This is a genomic window from Thermomicrobiales bacterium (assembly GCA_041390825.1).
Taxonomy (GTDB): Bacteria; Chloroflexota; Chloroflexia; order Thermomicrobiales; family UBA6265; genus JAMLHN01.
Genome location: JAWKPF010000039.1, coordinates 1 through 18,785, shown reverse-complemented (window position 1 = coordinate 18,785; position 18,785 = coordinate 1). Strand labels below are relative to the sequence as shown.

The window sequence follows — 18,785 nt, the reverse complement described above, 5'->3', positions numbered from 1 at the left end:
GAGCCCGGCCATGCCCGTGCACAAGGAGATCGGATGAAAGCTCGAATTCGCGGTACCGAGATCTGGTTCGATGTCGATGGCGCCGCGTTTGTTCCCGATGGCCCCCGAATGAAGGAAAAGCCGACGGCGTTCGTTCTTCACGGTGGCCCTGGAGGAGATCACTCGTACTACAAGCCTGCGCTAACACCGCTGACGGACACAATGCAGCTGGTCTATATCGATCACCGCGGGCAGGGACGATCGGGACGTGGACCTCGCTCGACCTATACCCTCGAAAATAATGTCGAAGATCTCGAAGCTCTTCGGGATTACCTGGGACTCGAAAAGATCGTCGTCATCGGCGCGTCCTACGGCGGCATGGTCGCGCTTTCCTATGCGGTTCGCTACCCTGAGCGTCTCTCGCACTTGATTGCGCTCGTCACGACCGCCCATTCGGGATTCCTTCAACGGGCAAAGGAACTTCTGGCCGTTCACGGTACCGCCGAACAGCGCGAGGTCTGCGAGGCGCTCTGGAGTGGAAGCTTCCAGAGCGAGGCCGAGCTTCGCCGCTATTTCGAGATCATGGAACCGCTCTATTCCCGAACGTTCGATCCCGGTCAGCCAATGCACGGCGTCAGCCGAGGCATCTTCTCGGTGGATGCGATCAACGAGGGGTTTGGTGGATTCTTGCGCGACTACGATGTCTCGGGAGAACTCCACCGGATTACGGCGCCGACCCTCGTGGTGGGCGCGCGGCACGACTGGATTTGCGCTCCTGAGTTCTCAGTCGAAATCGCCGAAAAGATTCCCAATGCCGACCTGCGCATCTTCGAAGAGAGCGGGCATTCGGTGATCTATGACGAGAATGAGGCATTGCTCAATCTCATCCGCGGATTCATGGTCTACAACAACTGAAGCCAGGTTCCGGGGTCGTGCTCGTGACGCGAGGCACGACCCCGGATACCAGAGTCACGGGGTTGCTGTGGTGGCAAATGCGACCAGCAAATCGACCGTCCAGTTGATGTCGCGCTCATCGACCGTCTCGACCGGTGAATGCGTGTAGCGCGTGGGATAGGCAATCAATGCCGACTCGACCCCACGCTTGATCATTGCCGCGCCGTCGCTGCCGTATTGCTGGTAGATAGCGCGCTGCATGGGAATGTCATGTTCCCGTCCGATCCTGAGCAATCGGTCGGACAGCTTGCGCGAGTAGTGGACGGTCGAATCCTGATAGACCACTACGGGTCCGCCTCCCAGTCGGCTGGGAAAGTCCTGCCGATCTGGCCCGGGAATGTCCCCGACCAGACCAACGTCGAGATTGAGGCAAAGATCGACATCGATCGTATCGGCCACGCTCTGCGCGCCAATCAGGCCGTTCTCCTCCTGGACGGTCGAGGCGAGCACCACCTCGTAGGCGAGATCGTTGCGTTTGGCCAACTCTTCGCCGGCAATGGTCGCAATGGCGAGCGCAGCACGGTCGTCCATCGCTTTTCCCGTGATGCGAGATGCACCGTAGCGCTCGACCCTGGGATTCCAGATCACCCGGCATCCAGGAAAGATGCCAAGCGCTTCGGCCTCGGCGCGTGAGCTCACCCCCAGGTCGACGAACCAGTCCTTCCATTGCCAGCGCTCACTTCCAGGGCCTTCACGATTGGTGAGGACATGCCCGCTGACGGTCGAGAAGAAACCCGGCACTGTCCCATTCTCTGTCAGCACCAGCGCGGTTTGGTTGAGCGGCATGATCCACCTTGGTGGAAACCCGCGAGTGTCGTTGTAGTAGGAACCGAGATGCACAAAGCCATCGTCCGACACGCTGCGGACCATGAAGCAGATCTCATCGGCATGACCCATGATCAGCAAGCGCTTGCCCGAACCGCCGATCGTCGCAATCACATTGTCGACACGCGTGCGTTGCACATCGGCGAACCTCGACCATCGATCGGCGATCCAGTCTTGCACCGCGTCTTCGTGCCCGGTTGGTCCGGGAAGCTCGCTGAGCTCCTTGACAGCCTGAAACAACTCGGGACGGAGGTTCGACATTCGATGCGGTCTCCTTGCGGTGATGCGCGACGCTTCACAAAGGCTGACTGGCGCGCAGGCGTATACTTTTCGGACTGAAAGTATCGCCGTTTTTCGGCGACGAACCGCGCATCCATCCGGGAGCTGCGCGGCAATGACGGAAGGGACCATCCTCACCCATGGCGGACGTATCGGCGGCAACGCACGAGTTCGATCTTGTCCTGCTCGGCGGCGGCACGGGCGGCTATGTGGCCGCGATCCGCGCCACCCAGCTCGGCCTCAAGGTCGGCGTGGTCGAAGAACTGATTCTCGGAGGGACCTGCCTGCATCGTGGCTGCATCCCCACCAAGGCCTTCCTGAAATCGGCCGATGTCTTCGATCAGGTGAAAAGCGCTGCGGAGTTCGGCGTGCATGTCAAGGGCGACATCGAGTTCGACTATGACGGCGCGCTCAACCGCTCGCTCAAGGTCGTCGAGGGCCAGTACAAGGGTCTGCAGTATCTCTTCGACAAAAAGTACAAGATCCCGGTCTTCCTGGGCCGCGGCGAGCTGATCGACGATCACACCGTCGGTGTGACCCCCAAGGACGGTAGCGCGCCCTTCAGCATCAAGGGCAAGTACATCATCATCAACACCGGTTCGCGCCCGCGCCCGATCGACGGCGTGCCATACGACGGCAAGCAGGTCATAAACTCGGACCATGCGGTCGTGCTGGAGAAACTGCCGAAGAGCTTCATCATCCGCGGAGGCGGCGCTACCGGCGTCGAGTGGGCCTCGGTCTATCACCGCTACGGCACCCCGACCACGCTGGTCGGCAATGTCGTGCCGATGGAGGACAAGGAAATCTCCGACCAACTGGCGCGCTCGTTCCAGCGCCAGAAGCTGCCGGTGATCCAGGGCGCTCGGCCAACCGCGAATGACATCGAACTCGGCAAGAACGGCATCAAGATGCGCGTGACCGATGCCAAGGGCAAGGAAAGCGTGGTCGAGGGAGAGACCCTGCTGGTGGCCATCGGCCGCCAGGGGAATATCGAGAACATTGGCCTCGAGAAACTTGGCATCGAGACCAAGGGGTCGTACATCCCGGTCAACGACATGCAGCAGACCAAAATTCCGCATATCTACGCCATCGGCGATGTCAACGGAAAGCAGCTGCTGGCCCACACCGCGATGCACCATGGCATCATCGCCGTCGAGCACATCATGGGGCTCAACCCCTTCCCGCTGAACGAAGAGATGAACTCCCCATCGTGCACCTATTGCGAGCCGGAAATCGGCAGCGTCGGCCTTTCGGAGCAGGTTGCCAAAGATCGCGGATACAACGTGAAGGTCGGCAAGTTCCCGATGAAGCCGAACGCGAAAGCGGTCATCGAGGGACATACCGACGGTTTCGCGAAGATCGTTGCCGATGCCGACACCAAGGATTTGCTCGGACTGCACATCATCGGTCCGCATTCCACCGAGATGATTGCCGAGGGCGGTGTTGCCCGGTTGCTGGAAAGCACTCCGGAGGAGCTGGCGATCGCGGTGCATCCGCACCCGACCATCTCTGAGGTCATCGGCGAAGCCGCGCACGACTGGCTCGGTCACGCGATCCATATCTAGACCGAGATCTCGATCTCGAATCGCGTGCAACGGGGTGGCCGTCGAGCCACCCCGTTCCTGTACTGTGTCAGTAATTGTCACCGTTTTGGTACCCTACTCCGGTTGATCGACCGATCGCAGTACGAAAACGAGGAAGGAAACCCAACAGATGAAGTTGCTCCAGTTCCAGGGTGGCGACGGGCTAGCGCTCGGTGTGAAGACCGACAGTGGCGTCGTCGACGTGGCCGCCGCGGCGGACGCGCTTGGACTCGATGCGCCCAGCTCGCTGATCGAAGTCATCGAGGTCGGCGCGCCGGCCATCGACGCGCTGCAGGGCGTGGTGGACGCGGTTGCCGCATCCGACTCCGCCGCCGAATGGACGCTCGATGAGATGGGCATGCAATACGGCCCCGCCGTCGCCGATCCGGGCAAAATCATCTGCGTGGGTCTGAACTACCGCCGCCACGCTGCAGAGACCGGCATGGCAGTACCCGAAACCCCCGTGCTTTTTTCGAAGTTCCTGAACACCATCGCGTCCTACGGCGATAGCGTTTCATTGCCGCCGATTGCGAAGGAATACGACTACGAGGTCGAGCTTGGCGTCGTCATCGGCAAACCGGCTCGCAATGTCAACGAAGACGAAGCGCTCGACTACGTGCTCGGGTACGTCACATCGAACGACGTCAGCGTGCGCGATCTGCAAACCCGCACCAGCCAATGGTTGCTCGGCAAGACGCTCGACAACTTCCTGCCGGTCGGGCCCTATCTGGTCACTGCCGACGAAGTTGGCGATCCTCAGCTCCTGTCCATCAAGACCTGGGTCAATGGCGAGATCCGCCAGGACTCGAACACGGGCGACATGATCTTCACCGTCGCGCAGATCGTCTCCTACATCTCGCGCTATTTCACGCTGGAGCCTGGGGATCTGATCGTCACCGGCACACCTGAAGGAGTGGCGATGGGACGCGAAGACAAGCCGTGGCTGAAACCGGGCGACGAAGTCGTGGTCGAGGTCGAGAAACTGGGCACGCTGAAGAACGTCATGGTTGCCTGAGCCTGGCAGTCCCGCGAACAACCCGAGACTGACCAGAAGTCCCCGCATATGCGCGCGAGATTCGGCGAGGTGGTCCAACCGCCTCGCCGAACATCATTCATGTGCGGGGTTAGGGTACGTAAGGAGAGCCGGATGAAACGATGGGTTTACAGCGTGTGCTTTGTATTGGCGGCGGTGTTCGCGCTGGCGGTGCCTGCGGTGTCTCGCGCGAACTATGCGCCCGGCTGCGAAGGACTTGCGGAGTTTCGAGAAGCGATCATGCCAATAGGTGAGCGGTGGGCAGAGGCACAGGCGGCGATAGGCATCGGTGGCCCTGACTGGTCACCTGCCACGTTGTCGAGTGACGATTGGGTCGCTGCATGTCCAGACGATCTCTGTACGGCCGGGGGCATGAGGACAACCTACGAAACGAATGAGACGAGCGCACGGAATGGCGCGTCGCTGACGAGCTGATATGCTCCCGTGGCTGCTGGAACAACCGCCGATTCATAGCATTGCAGCGTGAGTCGCTCGCCATCGACCGCGATCGTCGCGTTCCCTTCGATCGCTGTCACCACCTCGAACGACCGTAGCCCGGTGTCGCGTTCGATACCGGCGCCGTCTGAGACGACCAGGTCGAGCTGAAAGTAGGCGCAACCGAGCACGCGGCGCGAGCCATTCTGCACGCGATCGACCCTGGGCGCGAATCGAGGCCGCAATGCCGGTTTGGATGACTTGACCGATTGCTCGATGTGTAGCGCGCGACCGGCACTCGCGGGACGTCCCCAATCCGAGACGCGATACGTCAGATCAGAGCTTTGCTGCACCTCATAGATGAAGACCCCGGGACCAAGCGCGTGAATCAACCCGGCCTCGACCAGGAGCGCATCTCCGGGATGAACCTTGTGCCGTTCCAGCATTGGCTCGAGCGAGCCATCGCGAATGGCAGAGGCCACCTCGGGAGGAGTGTGCTCCGGTCGAACACCTGCAATCAATTCTGCGCCCGGGGTAGCTTCCAGCACGTACCAGGCCTCGGTCTTGCCTCGGAACCCCTCGCCTTCGATCTCGCGAGCCAATGCATCGTCAGGATGCACTTGAATCGAGAGCCAGTCCGCCGGGTCGAGCAGCTTGATGAGGAGCGGGAAAACCGCTCCTTCGGCAGCGAAGACGGGCGCGCCCAGGAGCTCCACCGGAGCATCGGCGACCAGCTGCGCCAGCGTCCGCCCATCGTACGGCCCACCCAGAATGCGATTCTGATCGCAAACGATCCAGGCCTCGCCATACGGCGGATCGTGGGCCCCCAGACGGCAACCGCCCCAGACGCGTTCTTTCAGCTCAGTCTCGATACGGAAAGGAGCGATGTTCGTCATCGATCACGCAGATCCAGACGATGAAGATCGTCTTCGATCCGAGGCGCGGCTGGAGCCGGCCGCCGGTTGGCTCCCACCGCCGCCGGCGACGTGAAGTGCCACCAGTAGAGGAAGCAGATCGCCACAATCGCTCCGATGGTGTCAGAGATCAGGTCATAGGTCGTATCGACTCGCCCGTTGTGGCGCCCGGTGTCCAGCAAGTGATCGCCGATGTATTCATAGATTTCCCACGCCATTCCGGCGCCGATCGCGAGTGCCGCCGCGACGAGCAGAAGCTTCACCGGCGGCCAATCGATCGTTCCGCGGCGGGACATGTTGATGAGCAGATCGCCCATAGCCGAGGCAACTGCGGCGCAACCGAAAAAGTGGGTGAACTTGTCGTACGAGATGAAGCGGTCGTACATGTGCGCGGCGGTGCCCAACGTATCGGCGTAAGTCGTGACGATCACGATGGAATGCGTGAGCACCGAAAAACCGCCTTCTTCCGAAAAATGCACGCTGAAAACGATGACGATGAGGATCGTCAACGCAATCTGGGCCACCATGTATCCCCAATAGCGCGTGAAACCTGGGTCAACCACCTGCCGAACGATGAGGTAGGTCAGCAGAGCCCCAAGTGAATAGACCGTGGCGCGCAGTCGGGGAACATCGGCAATCTCGCGGGCAGCGGCGTTGAGTTCCGCGCCAATACGGGACGGCGCCAGTGTCGAAAGCGAGAAGTAGTACGGTCCACCAAGTTTGCGATCGACCCACTGTATGACAAGGAACGGTCCCAGCGCGATCGTGATACCCACGAACCAATCGACCACATAGCTCTGTCCGGTCGCCATGACCGCCAGGATCATTGCAACCGTCGGACCAATCAACCAGATCCAGCGCAAGCGACTCTGTGTGCCGACAAAGAGGGCCGCCCCGCTGAGAGCGACCCAACCAACATGGAGGCTCACTGTCGACACGAGCAGCATGCGACCGCCGTCGGTGCTGCCAGAGCGAGAGAGGGTATCCACCAACCCGCTTCCTGGCATATGCCCGGGAGCAACGATCGGATGCAATGCGAACACGCAGAAACCAAGGAACCCGGAGATCGCCAGCGCGCTGCGGAACTGGCGAAACAGACCATCCTGCGTCAGATAGAGCCATCCGAAGGTTCCCGCCAACAGAGGAAGGAAGAGCCATGAGCTGATTGCGTTGGCGATCGGCAGCAGCCGATCATGCGCGAGCAACCAGCGCTGCAGACCGGCCTCGGGATCGATATGGAGGTTGCGTTCGAAGTCGATGATGGCCTGAGTATTGACCAGCGAGTCATGCCAACCGGGGCGCAACAGATTGAGGCCGACAGCATAGAGCAAGAGAAGCCCAGCCAGAACCGAGCCTTCACGCAGCGCTCTCGGTCCGGATTCCGGCTGGACGATGCGGCCACGATAGCGATAGGCCACGAGCGCGGCGAGCGTGACTCCCACAGCTGCTGCGCTCGTGGTGTCGACACCGCCAAACGCGATTGCGCTGAAGACCAGGAAAACGGCGCTCGGCCAGTCAGCCGCTCGGGTTGCAGCGATCGCGACGCTGCTCAGGACGGCAATCGTCAGCAGCCATTCGAAGCTGGACGTTGGGGTGTGTGGAGTTCGACCGAAGATCTCCATGACGGTCCCTGAGCTGCCAGCGCGGACGAGAAGACCTGTCGATCATATACCAAAATCGCTCGATCGCGAATCACTCGAAAGGGGCATCCGATCTTCTCGGATGCCCCTGCGACCGTGAACTATTGCGTGACCGGCTGCTGTTCCAGCCTGGCGACCGGACGGCTCCCGGGTGTGTTCGGCCGTTCTGCTGGCGGCTCGAACGAACGGAGACGCAACGAGTTCGTCACCACAGACACACTGGAAATCGCCATGGCGCCGGCAGCCAGCGCCGGGTTGAGCAGGTGCCCGGTGAACGGGTAGAGCACGCCCATCGCCACTGGAATCAGAAGCACGTTGTAGCCAAACGCCCAGAAGAGATTCTGGCGGATGATCCGCATCGTGCGGCGCGAGAGCGCAACCGCGGTGGAAACACCGTGGAGGTCGCCGCCGATGAGCGTCACGTCGCTGGCTTCCATGGCGATGTCCGCGCCGGTACCAATCGCAATGCCCAGATTCGCTTGCGCAAGTGCTGGCGCGTCATTGATGCCATCGCCGACCATGGCAACGGTCTTGCCATCGGCTTGCAAGGTCGACACGCGTTCGGCTTTCTGGTCCGGACGCGTCTCGGCCAGGATTCGCTCCGGTGGGATGCCAACTTCGGCGCCGATGGCTTCCGCGGTCGCGCGGCTGTCGCCAGTAACCATCCAGACTTCGAGTCCCAGCGTCTCCATTTGCCGAATCGCATCGCGAGATTCGGACTTGACCGTATCGGCCACACCAAGAAGCCCGGCCAATTGGCCATCGACAGCCAGATACATGGCGGTCTTGCCTCCAGACGACAAGCGCGCGTGCTCGTCGCGCAGTGGCGCTGTCTCGATACCCTCGCGAGACATGAGCGCGTCGTTGCCGAGCAAGACGCGCTTGCCATCGATACGAGCTTCGACACCATGACCGGAGATCGCCTGGAACGCCTCGACGTTCGACAGCACGACGCCCTCCGCGCGGGCAGACCCGACGATCGCTTGCGCGATAGGATGCTCGGACCCGACCTCGGCAGATGCCGCCAACCGCAATGCCTCACCCTTGTCGAATCCATCCACGACGATTACGTCGGTGAGCGACGGCTTGCCTCGGGTGATCGTACCGGTCTTGTCCAGCAGAACCGTGTCGACCGAGTGGGCCTGCTCCAACGCCTCGGCGTTCTTGATGAGCACGCCAAGTTGCGCCGCCCGGCCGGTACCGACCATGATCGCGGTCGGAGTGGCCAGACCCATGGCGCATGGGCACGCAATGATGAGCACGGAAATGGCTGAAACCAGCGCGAAGGTCGACTTCGGTTCAGGTCCGACGACATACCAGATCGCGAACGTCAGCGCAGCGAGCGCGAGCACGACCGGGACGAAATAGGCCGAGATCTGATCGGCCAACCGCTGAATCGGCGCCTTCGAACCCTGGGCGTCGCTGACGAGCTTGACGATCTGCGCGAGCGCGGTGTCCTTGCCGACGTTGGTCGCGCGGAAGACGAATGAGCCTGTGGTGTTCGACGTCGCGCCGATGACCTGGTCGCCGATCCCCTTCTCGATGGGGATGCTCTCTCCTGTGAGCATGCTTTCATCGACCGCGGAAGCGCCTTCGACGATCACCCCATCCGTGGGAACCCGCTCTCCCGGGCGGACGCGGATGAGATCGCCCTTCTGCAGTTCTTCGACCGGGATCTCCACCTCTTCGCCATTGCGCAGCACATGTGCGGTTTTGGGAGCGAGTCCCATGAGCGATTTGATGGCGGCGCCGGTTTGCAATCGTGCGCGGGCTTCCAACCAGCGGCCGAGCAGGACCAGGCCAATGATGACGGTGGCGGTCTCGTAGTAGACCTCCGGCATCTCCATGTGATCGCGCATGAGCCGTTCGGGCCAGAAAGTAGCAACGACAGAATAGAAATAGGCAGCCGAGGTGCCGATGGCAACCAGGGTGGACATGTTGGCCGAGCCATGCCGGGCAGCCGCGAAGGCAGTCTTGTAGAACTGCCAGCCTGCCCAAATCTGGACCGGCGTGGCGAGCACGAACATGAACTTGTTCAGGTTCTCCATGCTGGAAAACGGTTGGCCGCCGAGCAGCCAGTCGGGCCAGTACATGAGCAGCATCAGCACGGCAGAAACCGCCAGGCTGACCCCGGCCTTGAGCGCGAGCTTGCGCAGGTCACGGGCGCGCTGCGCCTCGCGCTGTGTTTCCAGGTCCTCGAGGTCGTCCGCTTCGACCTGCTGGGCAACCGAATAGCCCGCGCTTTCGACCGCGGCAACCATGTCGGCGCGAGTTGCAGAACCGGGTAGATAGCGCACGGTCGCCGTTTCGGTGGCGAGATTGACGTTCACTGATTCGACACCGGAGACACCCTCCAGCGCCTTCTCCACTCGCCGGACACAGGACGCGCACGTCATGCCCTCGACGGGAAGGCTGAGCTCTGCGGTCGCGACACCGTAGCCGGCATCGGTGACCGCTTTTTGCAGGGTTTCCAGCGAAACGACCTTGGGGTCGAACTGAACGGTGGCTTCTTCGGTGGCGAGATTGACCGCTGCTTGACGGACACCATCCGTTTTCGCCAGCGCGTTTTCGACACGGCGAACGCAGGACGCGCAGGTCATTCCCTCGATCGCCATGGTCACCTGGCGCTCGTCGATGGCGGACTCGGCTATGGGATCGAGCGTGGCGCTCATGGGCACCCTCCTTTCGAGGAATCGTTCATGCTGGGATTATACCCCCCAGGGGTATAATGCGCAAGTCCCGATCCCAACATCGACTGGAGGCGCTAGAGAATGGCTACTGCCTCCGCGGCGGCTCGCTCTCCCGACATCCAGGCGCCATGGCAGGTGGAGAAGAAATGCGGGTGGGTTGCCTCTCCGCAGAAGAAGATTCGATCCTCGACCGGTTTCGCGAGATCAGCGCGAAGGTCGGCTTCTCCGGGACGAGCGGCCCCATACGCGCCCAGGATCGATGGCTCCAGCCCCCAGGCGGAGGCGCCGCGCGCTCCGATGGCAGCTTCGATGTGGCTGCCGAAGGCGGATTTCATCGCTTCGATACCCGCGGCGATCTGAGCCTCACTGCCGGACGCTTCCAGCTCGGCGCTCAGCGGTCCCCCCATGTAGATGGAGACGATGTCACGCCCAAATGGCAATGTCTGCACGTTGAACCAGGGAGCGCCGGGGAAGGGAATGCGCACGCTGCAGTGTTCATCGATGCCAAGCGCCCGCCGATCGATCTGTAGAACGACCTTATTGTCCGAGCCCAGCGGCACCGCGGCCGCGGCGGCGAGTTTCCAGTCAGGTAGACCGGGTTCGAAAGCGATGAGCTGACGCGCCAGGACATTGGTGGAGACCGTGACGATGACCGCGCTGGCCTCGACTGCGCCGCGATCGGTAACGACGCGCACACCGTTGCCGTCGAGCACCACCTGCTGGACTGTCGTGTTCAGTTCGACCGGGACTCCCGCGGCGACCTGCTGGACCAGCGCTCCGTAGCCGTTCGTGACGGCGAAGTTCTCGTCGGTGTCCTTGTATCGCGCCGCGTCGAGGGTCGAAACCTGTGCTGGCGTGAACCCCCATTCCGCCTGGATTGCCGACTCGAAGAACGAATAGGCCGGGCTGCCCGTATCGACCACATCGCTCAAGGCCACATCCTGCCCGGCGGCGCCAGCACCCAGTCCAACCTCATAGAGGCGAACGAGCTCCGTGAAGAGTTCGTCGGATTTCGACTCGTTCAGGACAGTTCCATGTTGGGCAACCTTCCAGGGAACAGCGTGGGACAGATAGTCGACTCCGAGCTCATCGGCGTACTGGCGCATCGGATTGATGGACGCCGAATGCAGCCAGTGGCATCCCCAGTCGACCGGCACTCCAAACGTGCCGGTATCGGTCCACGCTCGACCGCCGGACCTATCCATCGCCTCGAACACCACGAACGACTTGCCAGCGGCTTGCAGCGCTTTGGCAGCGCCCAGCCCGGCAGCTCCAGCTCCAATGATGGCAACGTCGACGCTTCCACTCTGACCGACTGTCATTCGTTCATCCTCGAACTCGGACCAATACTCGATACGGCCATGCTAGCGAAAACGCGCGGACGTGTGGGCAATCGTTCCGGAAACACGATACGCACGCAGAAACCGAGCCAGGACGGGCAGAACTTCCCTGTCTTGCCTAGCGGCTGCTCTTGTTGACCTTGCGCTCGACGGTGCCGATGATGCGCTCGAACCCGATGTCCAGGGGACGTGAGAGCGCAAACGTGACGACGCGCCCAACCGCGGGAATGGATTCACTGTCCGATTCGACCCAAAACTCGGGAACATCGGCGGCGTTGATGAAGACGCGTTCCGCGGGGAGATCTCCGGGTTGCGGAGGACCCGGCAAGACTCGACCTGACTGGATGAAGACCCGAACAGCCATGGGCGATCGTCTGGCGAGAAGCGTCACTTCAGCACATGAAGATTGCTGAATGGTACCTGATAGCAGGTGGGCTCCGCTCGTCAGCGCAAACGTGGAAGACCGAGCCATTCGGCGGCCTGATCGAGATCATCGACGATGACATCAGGCGCAACGGGGAAGACCGCTTCGCGCTCAGGATGGCCAAGCACCGCAATGACCCGCGCTCCCGCTGCTCGGGCGGCTTCGACTCCAAGAGGCGAGTCTTCCAGCACCACGGCATCCGCCGGATCGACTCCAAGGCGATCCGCAGCCATGAGAAACAAATCGGGCGCCGGTTTACCCCGCGTGACTTCGTCGCCAGTTGTTTCTGAATCGAAGAGACCGGCCAGCCCCGTGCGGCCAAGCGAAATATCGACATGCACCCGCGCGCCAGACGTTGCCAATCCAATAGGCAGGCCTGCGAGCCGGGCGCGCTCGATGATCTCGCGCGCAAAGGGCATCGGCGTCACCGCCTCGAGCTGCTTCGAGCGCAGCACGCTATACCGCGCGATGAGGACATCGACATCCTCTTGCATGCCATAGCCTTCGCGCACAATAGCGAGCGCCTCCACGATCCGCCGGCCAAGCAGCTTGCTGTGAATCGCCGGGTCGCGCTCCAGCTGGTACTCCTCCAGCAGGTGATCCATGGCCACGGCAGCCAACCCCTCGCTATCGACGAGCAGTCCGTCCATGTCGAAAATGAGGGCGCGCGCCGACCGTGATCCGTCCATACTGGTCTCCAGAACACAAGAGAACGCGGCCGAATCCGGCCGCGTTCTCCATTGTACCGATGCTGAGAGCGATTACTCGTTGTCGCTGAACGTCTTGCGCAGCTCAGCGGCCTGCTCGTCGCTCAGGTTCGACTGAATGAGCTCGGCCTTGATGCCGGCCTTCTTGACTTCCTCGGCGACCTTTTCGGTGTTGGCATTCGAGGACATCAGGAAGAGCGCGGATGTGCCCGGGACGACCTTGGCCTTCACCGAGTCGATGAAATCCTTGCTGATGCCATAGTCAGAGAAGTGACCCATGAGCGCGCCGATACCGGCGCCGATGGCCACGCCCAGCAACGGGACGAAGAAGAGGAGCCCGAAGAGCAGCCCCCACATTCCGCCCATGCCGGCTCCCGCCCAGCCCATGCTGGTGAGCTCCTTGGTCTTTGGCTTCTTCTGACCTTCCGGCCAACTGACCGTGGCTGCATCCTCCACAACCAGAATCTGCTGCTTCTGCAAGTCCAGGAGCAGGTTCTCAGCCTGCGCCGCGCCGTCCGGCGTATCGAACAGCCACGCGGAAAGTGTTGCCATCTATGTTCCTCCATTTGACAGACCGCGCTGCATGCCCGATCTGTTCCAAAACCGCTCCAATTGTAAGGCGAAGCGTCAGATCGGTGGATTGACCGTTAGTGCCATTTCCGGGTTGTCGACCAGAATGGTACGGACCTCGATGGCGGAAAGCCCGGCCTCCATCATGGTGACCGGGAACGATTCGATGAGATAGCGGAAGCCGGGGCCTCCCTCGTAGGCCAGCCAGTACGACTTGCGCGCAAGGTCGCCCGATATCAGGAGCTGATGCAGGTGCCCCCGTGCGGCCAGATTGGCCAGCATTGCGGCGCGGTCTTCATCGGACGCGTACTTGGTCTTGGAAACCTGGTCGAATGAGACAAAGGCGCCGGTATCGAGCACGCGAAGCAGATAGTCCTCGTCGAGCGCGAAATCGAGGTGCCCAATCACAACACGAGATGGATCGACGCCCTCTTCCCGCAAGATGGCGATCTGCTCCAGTGCCATGGTTCCCTTGTCGGTATGTGTCGAAATGGGCGCCCCGGTGGCAAGATGCGCCTGAGCAGCGGCGCGTAGCACCCGCTCTTCGACATCGGTGATCTCATTCAGACTGGTGCCTGCCTTGATGACACCAGCCCGAAGCTCGGCGCCATCGATGCCGGTCCGGATCTCGGCAATGTTCTGGGCGGCAATCTCCGCCACCGTCTGCTCCCCTATCCAGGGGGCTGCATGCAAATGTTTGTGGTGGCCGGTGACCACGATGAGATGCACGGGGACCCGTTGGGCGACCCAGCGGATGGCACGGGGATCGCGCCCATAATCGGCCGGGGTCATATCGACGATGCCGCGCAGTCCGAGAAAGAAAGCGTCCTCGAGTTCGGCGATCGCTGCGTCAGTGGAATCGAGCAGAAGGTCGGGATCCGCCGTTCCGACATCCATCGGCTTCGCAATGAGGTGCTCATGATGCAATGTGAGCCCGAGCGCTCCCGGCGCGATCGGACCGAGCGCGGTCATGACATGCGGTTGATCGACTGTTATGTCATCTGGAAGCTCGTCCGGCTCGAACGATTCCCCGGGTTCGAGGCCCCAGTCGTAGTCGTGTTCATTCATCCAGCCAACTCCTGGCGAACGATCCGCGCGCCGTCCACCATGGCGGCGAGTTTGCGCTTGGCCGCCCAGCGCGCTGTCTGGCTGAAGCCGCAATCCGGCACGATCCAGAGCTTCTCCGGGGCAACGTATGTCAATGCGGTGCGAATTCGACTCGCCACGATCTCCGGGGTCTCGCACCAGTAGTTTTTGACATCGATCACGCCAAAGCCGAGCTCCCGGTCATTGGGGAATTCCTTCCAGAGCTCGATCTCGGCCAGTTCGCGATTGGCGAATTCCAGCAGATACTGATCGCAGCGCATGTCGAACAACCTGGGAAAGATCGGGCGATAGCTGCGTTGCGCCACCGGACGCCCGCGGTAGTTGCCAAAACAGATATGCGAGCCGATCTTGGCATCGACGCCTTCGACGGCTGCGTTGAAGAGCGTCACGTACTCGGCCATGCGGTCGGGGTAGACCGCCGCGGACGGCTCATCCACCTGGATGAAGGTTGCGCCTGCGGCTTGCAAGGCACGGCATTCGGCGTTCACGATCGGAACCAACGCCCACGCGGCCTCGATCCGGTCCTTATAGATCCCACCAGTCTGGATGCGTCCAGAAAGCGTGAACGGACCGGGAACGCACGCCTTGACCGGGCGGTTCGAAACAGATTGCACGTAGAGAAAGTCTTCGATGCAGCCAAGCCCGTCAGGAGCGGAGAGCTCCTCGTACACGCGCCATTTGCCCCGCTGATCGTGCCCTTCCGGACCGAGCTTTCGCGGCGCGGGTATGGGCTCGATCCCCTGGATGCGGATGTAGAAGCCGAGATTGAAGTCGTTGCGGCGCATTTCCCCGTCCACCAGGACATCGAGACCAGCGCGCTCCATATCGAGCACTGCAATATCGGTGGCATCACGCATCAACTCGTCGATATCGTCCTGGCCAAGCTCGCCACGACCGATCGCGTCGATCGCAGTCAGGAGCCAGCCGGTCGGCGCATGGCTTCCGACCGCGCTCGTTGGCAACAGCGGCAGGTCCGCCAGTGTTTGCTTCATCGCAGGTGATCTCCCAGGTCAAGAGGGTCGAGAAGGCGCTCGACAGCGGTACGTTCTCCCGGTATTGTCGGCGAGATTGAAGGAGCGGGTATCGTGGGCAATCGACTCGATGGCAAAGTCACGATCGTCACCGGCGCAAGCAGCGGCATCGGTAGAGCAGCCGCCGAACGCTTTGCCGGGGAAGGCGCGGCTGTCGTGATGGCGGCGCGCCGTCCCGAACCGCTCGAAGCGGCAGCGCGTGAGATTCAGCAGACGACCGGCAATGACGCGGTCATCGCTGTTCCAGCCGACGTCTCACGGGAAGACGATGCGATTGCCATGGTTGCCGCAGCGGTTTCGGCATGGGGACGTTTGGACGGTATCTTCAATGCGGCAGGAATCAGCGGCCGCCGGTTTGGCGACGGTCCGGCCGCCGATTGCACGCTCGACGGCTGGAACATCGTCCTCGAATCGAACCTCACCAGTGTCTTCCTCTGCACCAAGCACGCGTTGCGGGTGATGGAACCGCAGGGCAGCGGATCCATCGTGAATCTCGCCTCGGTGCTCGGCATGGTGGGTGGCGACGAGGACTTCGCCACCCATGCCTACGCCGCAAGCAAAGGCGGAATCATCGCGTTCACGCGTGCGGTCGCATCCCACTACGCGCCAATGGGCATCCGCGCGAACGTGGTGGCGCCTGGCCTGATCCGCACGAACATGAGCCTCCGTGCGCAAGAAAACCCCGGCATTCTTGCCAAACTGCCGCATCTGCAACCGCTGACCGGCGACTTCGGCGAAGCGAGCGATGTCGCGGCTGCGGCGCTCTATCTCTTGTCAGACGACGCCCGGTTCGTGACTGGAACTGTTCTGCCCGTCGACGGTGGCTGGACCGTGCGCTGACGCCGGTTCCGCTACGGAATCGCCGTTACCATACCGCCGTCGGCCTGCACCGAGATCCCGCTCAGATAGGACGCGGCCGGCGACAGCAGAAACGCGCCAATGCGGCCCATTTCAGCCGGTTCCCCGTACCGCCCCAGCGGAATGGTCTTGCTCATCTGGGCCACTTGTTCCTCGATGGTGATGCCCTGCGCCTCGGCGCGTCCCTTGTCGAGCGTACGCACGCGATCGGTATCGAAACGGCCCGGAGCCAGGCTGTTCACCCGAATCCTGGGTCCGAGCTCCCGCGCAAGCACCTTGGCCATGGCGGCGACGCCTGGGCGCAACACGTTCGAGGTGTCGAGGTTTGGAATCGGCTGCCGCACCGATGACGACGTGATGAAGAGCACCGCGCCGTCGCCCTCGATCCTGGGCGTAAGGGCCCGCAGAATGCGAATCGGTCCGCCGATCAGCAATTCGAACGACTGCGCCCATTGCGCATCGGTCACGCCCAACACCTCACCCGGCGGTGGGCCGCCCGCGTTGATCAGGATGCCGTCGAGTCCCCCCAGCTTCTCATCGACCGCCTGGGCAAGCGTCTCGACCGCTCCTGGGCTGGCGATATCGACCGCGACGTACGACGCGTTCTTGCCAATCTCGGAAGCCGCTTTCTTGAGTGCTTCTTCGTCGCGCGACATGAGGAGCACCTTGGCGCCTTCGTCCGAAAGCACCTGCGCGATCGCCTTCCCCAACCCACGGCTGCCACCGCCGATCAGGAACCGTTTCCCGGTCAAACCCAAATCCATCTAGATCCCTCCCAGTGCAGAAACACGATTGCTGAATGCATCCATTTCACCCTCGGTCGTCAGCGCCCCGAGCTCGAGATCGTAGCGGCGCGATTCTCCCGGTTCGAGAATGATGAGTTCCCCCCGTTCGCGGGCGTCCATTCGACCGGCGGGACGATTGGTGCACGGCTCGATGCCGACGACATAGGTTCCCTCGCCCAACATGCGCCAGACGAAGTGGAATGGAAGCTGGTTGGCGTCGAAGATTTCGTAGGCGCCGATGCCTCGCGCGCGATTCACGATGCCGACCGGCACGGCGCCGTTCGGTTCAGTGAGCACGTCATGCTCGACGACGCGCTCCACATGCGCAGGCGCAGGCGCTTCCAGCATGCGGTAGCCCTCGACTGGAAAATCCCCGCGTGGCGTAACGCTGCGGGTCGGGACCAGCAGTTCGGCCCCTTCGTCCACCACTGGAAACCCGATGTTGATGTGATAGAGCATCATGTGAGGGGTCGGGTCCCATCCCCGATTCGCAACCTCGTCGTGAATCGTGAAATGCGCGTCTCCGACCCTGGCTTCGATTCGGCGCGTCAGCACCAGATGCTCACCGAAGACCGACGCCTGCGACACCTCTCCTTCCGCCCAGAGCACGGCGTCGTCGCCGTCCCAGCGCACGCCGTACCCGGCCAAACGGGCGGGACGGTTCGAGATGCGGCCATGCAGACCGAACTCCTCGGTCTGTTTGGGCGGATAGTGGTACTGCTCCGCGGTGTCGGTCGCCATGAAGAGCGCGTGGTCGATACCGCATGTGGTCAACAACCCGCCGCCCCAGTTGCGCAAGAACCCCAGCCCAAGCTGCTCGGCATACCAGGGCCCCCCATATCCAACCGCCGACTCCCAGCCGATCGGCATGCCGCGGTATTCGCAACGGCCGATGTCGAACGCGCGGTCGACGATGACTTCGAAGACAAAACCCGAACCCGTACGGAATTCGAGCACGCGCACTCCGCGTTCCAGCCCATCGCCCAGTGTGACCAGGCGCACACCAGCCGCCTGATCGAGCCGGCCGACTCGTCTCAGCAGTTCCGCTGGCGAGATTTCAGATCCGTAGAGATTCAAGCGCGTCCCTTTCCCGTCATCAGTGCATCACCCACCCGCCGTCGATCTGGATCAGCTGCCCGGTGATGAACGAACCGCCGTCGCTCGAGAGAAAGACCGCCAGATTGCCGATATCGTTCGGTGTGCCTCGCCGTTTCACGCTTTGGCTGTCGAGCACCATTTGGGTGTACGCATCCTGATTGGGATGAATCTTTTCCGCGTCGGTCGGGAACGCGCCCGGCGAGATGGCATTGACGGTGACGCCGTCGGGTCCGATCTCACGCGCCAGCGCCCTGGTGAAGCCGACGATGCCCCCTTTCGAGGTCACGTAGTCGAGCAACATCGACCATCCCCCGAAGAAGGTGATCGACGCGATGTTGATGATGCGTCCCGTGCCATTGGCCTTCAGATACGGGAACGCGGCCTGGGAGCAAAGGAAATACCCCTTCAGGTTGGTGGCCATCACGTCGTCCCAGGATTCGGCGGTGATCTCGGTCCATTCGCGTCGCGGATAGATGGCGGCATTGTTGATGAGAATGTCGATGCGGCCGAATTCATCCGCAACCGATCGCATC

At 62.0% G+C, this 18,785-nt stretch carries 17 protein-coding genes; 4 read left to right on the top strand and 13 right to left on the bottom strand.

The window, feature by feature from the left end; translation table 11 throughout:
- Nucleotides 1–33: 33 nt before the first annotated feature.
- A complete protein-coding gene (locus tag R2855_17235) occupies nt 34–894 on the top strand; it encodes an alpha/beta fold hydrolase (GenBank protein ID MEZ4532741.1) in 861 nt (286 codons plus the stop codon).
- 54 nt (nt 895–948) lie between these two features.
- Here the strand turns inward: R2855_17235 and R2855_17230 are convergent, their stop codons facing one another.
- A complete protein-coding gene (locus R2855_17230; protein ID MEZ4532740.1) occupies nt 949–2,019 on the bottom strand; it encodes a M28 family peptidase in 1,071 nt (356 codons plus the stop codon).
- Between the two features lie 158 nt (nt 2,020–2,177).
- Here R2855_17230 and lpdA point away from each other — a divergent pair, with 158 nt between their 5' ends.
- Both lpdA and R2855_17220 read left to right on the top strand, forming a co-directional pair.
- Nucleotides 2,178–3,602 (top strand): dihydrolipoyl dehydrogenase, encoded by a 1,425-nt coding sequence (gene lpdA, locus R2855_17225; protein ID MEZ4532739.1) that lies wholly within the window; start codon nt 2,178–2,180, stop codon nt 3,600–3,602.
- 148 nt (nt 3,603–3,750) lie between these two features.
- Nucleotides 3,751–4,635, top strand: a complete 885-nt coding sequence (locus R2855_17220; GenBank protein MEZ4532738.1) for a fumarylacetoacetate hydrolase family protein — start codon at nt 3,751–3,753, stop codon at nt 4,633–4,635.
- Between the two features lie 401 nt (nt 4,636–5,036).
- Here R2855_17220 and R2855_17215 read toward each other — a convergent pair whose 3' ends face one another.
- The 9 genes from R2855_17215 to R2855_17175 all read right to left on the bottom strand — a co-directional run bounded on the left by R2855_17215 (nt 5,037) and on the right by R2855_17175 (nt 15,472).
- Nucleotides 5,037–5,984, bottom strand: coding sequence for a type I phosphomannose isomerase catalytic subunit (locus tag R2855_17215; GenBank protein MEZ4532737.1), 948 nt, complete (start codon nt 5,982–5,984; stop codon nt 5,037–5,039).
- Nucleotides 5,981–7,624, bottom strand: coding sequence for a phosphatase PAP2 family protein (locus tag R2855_17210; GenBank protein MEZ4532736.1), 1,644 nt, complete (start codon nt 7,622–7,624; stop codon nt 5,981–5,983). Before R2855_17210 ends, R2855_17215 begins: the two co-directional genes overlap by 4 nt.
- A gap of 119 nt (nt 7,625–7,743) precedes the next feature.
- The gene (locus tag R2855_17205; GenBank protein MEZ4532735.1) at nt 7,744–10,314 is read right to left on the bottom strand and encodes a heavy metal translocating P-type ATPase; all 2,571 of its coding nucleotides are present in this window, start codon (nt 10,312–10,314) and stop codon (nt 7,744–7,746) included.
- A 92-nt stretch (nt 10,315–10,406) separates the two neighbouring features.
- Nucleotides 10,407–11,654, bottom strand: a complete 1,248-nt coding sequence (locus tag R2855_17200; GenBank protein ID MEZ4532734.1) for an NAD(P)/FAD-dependent oxidoreductase — start codon at nt 11,652–11,654, stop codon at nt 10,407–10,409.
- Between the two features lie 136 nt (nt 11,655–11,790).
- Nucleotides 11,791–12,036 (bottom strand): hypothetical protein, encoded by a 246-nt coding sequence (locus R2855_17195; protein ID MEZ4532733.1) that lies wholly within the window; start codon nt 12,034–12,036, stop codon nt 11,791–11,793.
- Nucleotides 12,037–12,116: 80 nt separating this feature from the next.
- Nucleotides 12,117–12,785 (bottom strand): HAD family phosphatase, encoded by a 669-nt coding sequence (locus R2855_17190; protein MEZ4532732.1) that lies wholly within the window; start codon nt 12,783–12,785, stop codon nt 12,117–12,119.
- Nucleotides 12,786–12,857: 72 nt separating this feature from the next.
- Nucleotides 12,858–13,355 (bottom strand): DUF1269 domain-containing protein, encoded by a 498-nt coding sequence (locus tag R2855_17185; GenBank protein MEZ4532731.1) that lies wholly within the window; start codon nt 13,353–13,355, stop codon nt 12,858–12,860.
- Between the two features lie 75 nt (nt 13,356–13,430).
- Nucleotides 13,431–14,441, bottom strand: a complete 1,011-nt coding sequence (locus R2855_17180) for a hypothetical protein (protein MEZ4532730.1) — start codon at nt 14,439–14,441, stop codon at nt 13,431–13,433.
- Nucleotides 14,438–15,472, bottom strand: coding sequence for a hypothetical protein (locus R2855_17175; protein ID MEZ4532729.1), 1,035 nt, complete (start codon nt 15,470–15,472; stop codon nt 14,438–14,440). The genes R2855_17180 and R2855_17175 overlap by 4 nt, the downstream gene beginning before the upstream one ends.
- 93 nt (nt 15,473–15,565) lie before the next feature.
- Between R2855_17175 and R2855_17170 the strand changes: the two genes are divergently transcribed.
- Nucleotides 15,566–16,351, top strand: coding sequence for an SDR family oxidoreductase (locus R2855_17170; GenBank protein ID MEZ4532728.1), 786 nt, complete (start codon nt 15,566–15,568; stop codon nt 16,349–16,351).
- An 11-nt stretch (nt 16,352–16,362) separates the two neighbouring features.
- Here the strand turns inward: R2855_17170 and R2855_17165 are convergent, their stop codons facing one another.
- The 3 genes from R2855_17165 to R2855_17155 form a co-directional block, all read right to left on the bottom strand.
- On the bottom strand, nt 16,363–17,133 hold the full coding sequence (locus tag R2855_17165) for an SDR family oxidoreductase (protein MEZ4532727.1): 771 nt from the start codon (nt 17,131–17,133) through the stop codon (nt 16,363–16,365).
- Entirely contained in the window at nt 17,134–18,231 is a 1,098-nt protein-coding gene (locus R2855_17160) for an aldose 1-epimerase family protein (GenBank protein MEZ4532726.1), read from the bottom strand. It lies immediately after the preceding gene.
- A 19-nt stretch (nt 18,232–18,250) separates the two neighbouring features.
- The coding region (locus tag R2855_17155) for an SDR family oxidoreductase (protein ID MEZ4532725.1) at nt 18,251–18,785 on the bottom strand (535 nt) is incomplete at its 5' end.

Excerpts from the sequence above, each read along its gene's own strand:
- R2855_17235 (MEZ4532741.1), top strand. The coding sequence starts at position 34 with ATGAAAGCTCGAATTCGCGGTACCGAGATCTGGTTCGATGTCGATGGC.
- R2855_17230 (MEZ4532740.1), bottom strand. The coding sequence starts at position 2,019 with ATGTCGAACCTCCGTCCCGAGTTGTTTCAGGCTGTCAAGGAGCTCAGC.
- lpdA (MEZ4532739.1), top strand. The coding sequence starts at position 2,178 with ATGGCGGACGTATCGGCGGCAACGCACGAGTTCGATCTTGTCCTGCTC.
- R2855_17220 (MEZ4532738.1), top strand. The coding sequence starts at position 3,751 with ATGAAGTTGCTCCAGTTCCAGGGTGGCGACGGGCTAGCGCTCGGTGTG.
- R2855_17215 (MEZ4532737.1), bottom strand. The coding sequence starts at position 5,984 with ATGACGAACATCGCTCCTTTCCGTATCGAGACTGAGCTGAAAGAACGC.
- R2855_17210 (MEZ4532736.1), bottom strand. The coding sequence starts at position 7,624 with ATGGAGATCTTCGGTCGAACTCCACACACCCCAACGTCCAGCTTCGAA.
- R2855_17205 (MEZ4532735.1), bottom strand. The coding sequence starts at position 10,314 with ATGAGCGCCACGCTCGATCCCATAGCCGAGTCCGCCATCGACGAGCGC.
- R2855_17200 (MEZ4532734.1), bottom strand. The coding sequence starts at position 11,654 with ATGACAGTCGGTCAGAGTGGAAGCGTCGACGTTGCCATCATTGGAGCT.
- R2855_17195 (MEZ4532733.1), bottom strand. The coding sequence starts at position 12,036 with ATGGCTGTTCGGGTCTTCATCCAGTCAGGTCGAGTCTTGCCGGGTCCT.
- R2855_17190 (MEZ4532732.1), bottom strand. The coding sequence starts at position 12,785 with ATGGACGGATCACGGTCGGCGCGCGCCCTCATTTTCGACATGGACGGA.
- R2855_17185 (MEZ4532731.1), bottom strand. The coding sequence starts at position 13,355 with ATGGCAACACTTTCCGCGTGGCTGTTCGATACGCCGGACGGCGCGGCG.
- R2855_17180 (MEZ4532730.1), bottom strand. The coding sequence starts at position 14,441 with ATGAATGAACACGACTACGACTGGGGCCTCGAACCCGGGGAATCGTTC.
- R2855_17175 (MEZ4532729.1), bottom strand. The coding sequence starts at position 15,472 with ATGAAGCAAACACTGGCGGACCTGCCGCTGTTGCCAACGAGCGCGGTC.
- R2855_17165 (MEZ4532727.1), bottom strand. The coding sequence starts at position 17,133 with ATGGATTTGGGTTTGACCGGGAAACGGTTCCTGATCGGCGGTGGCAGC.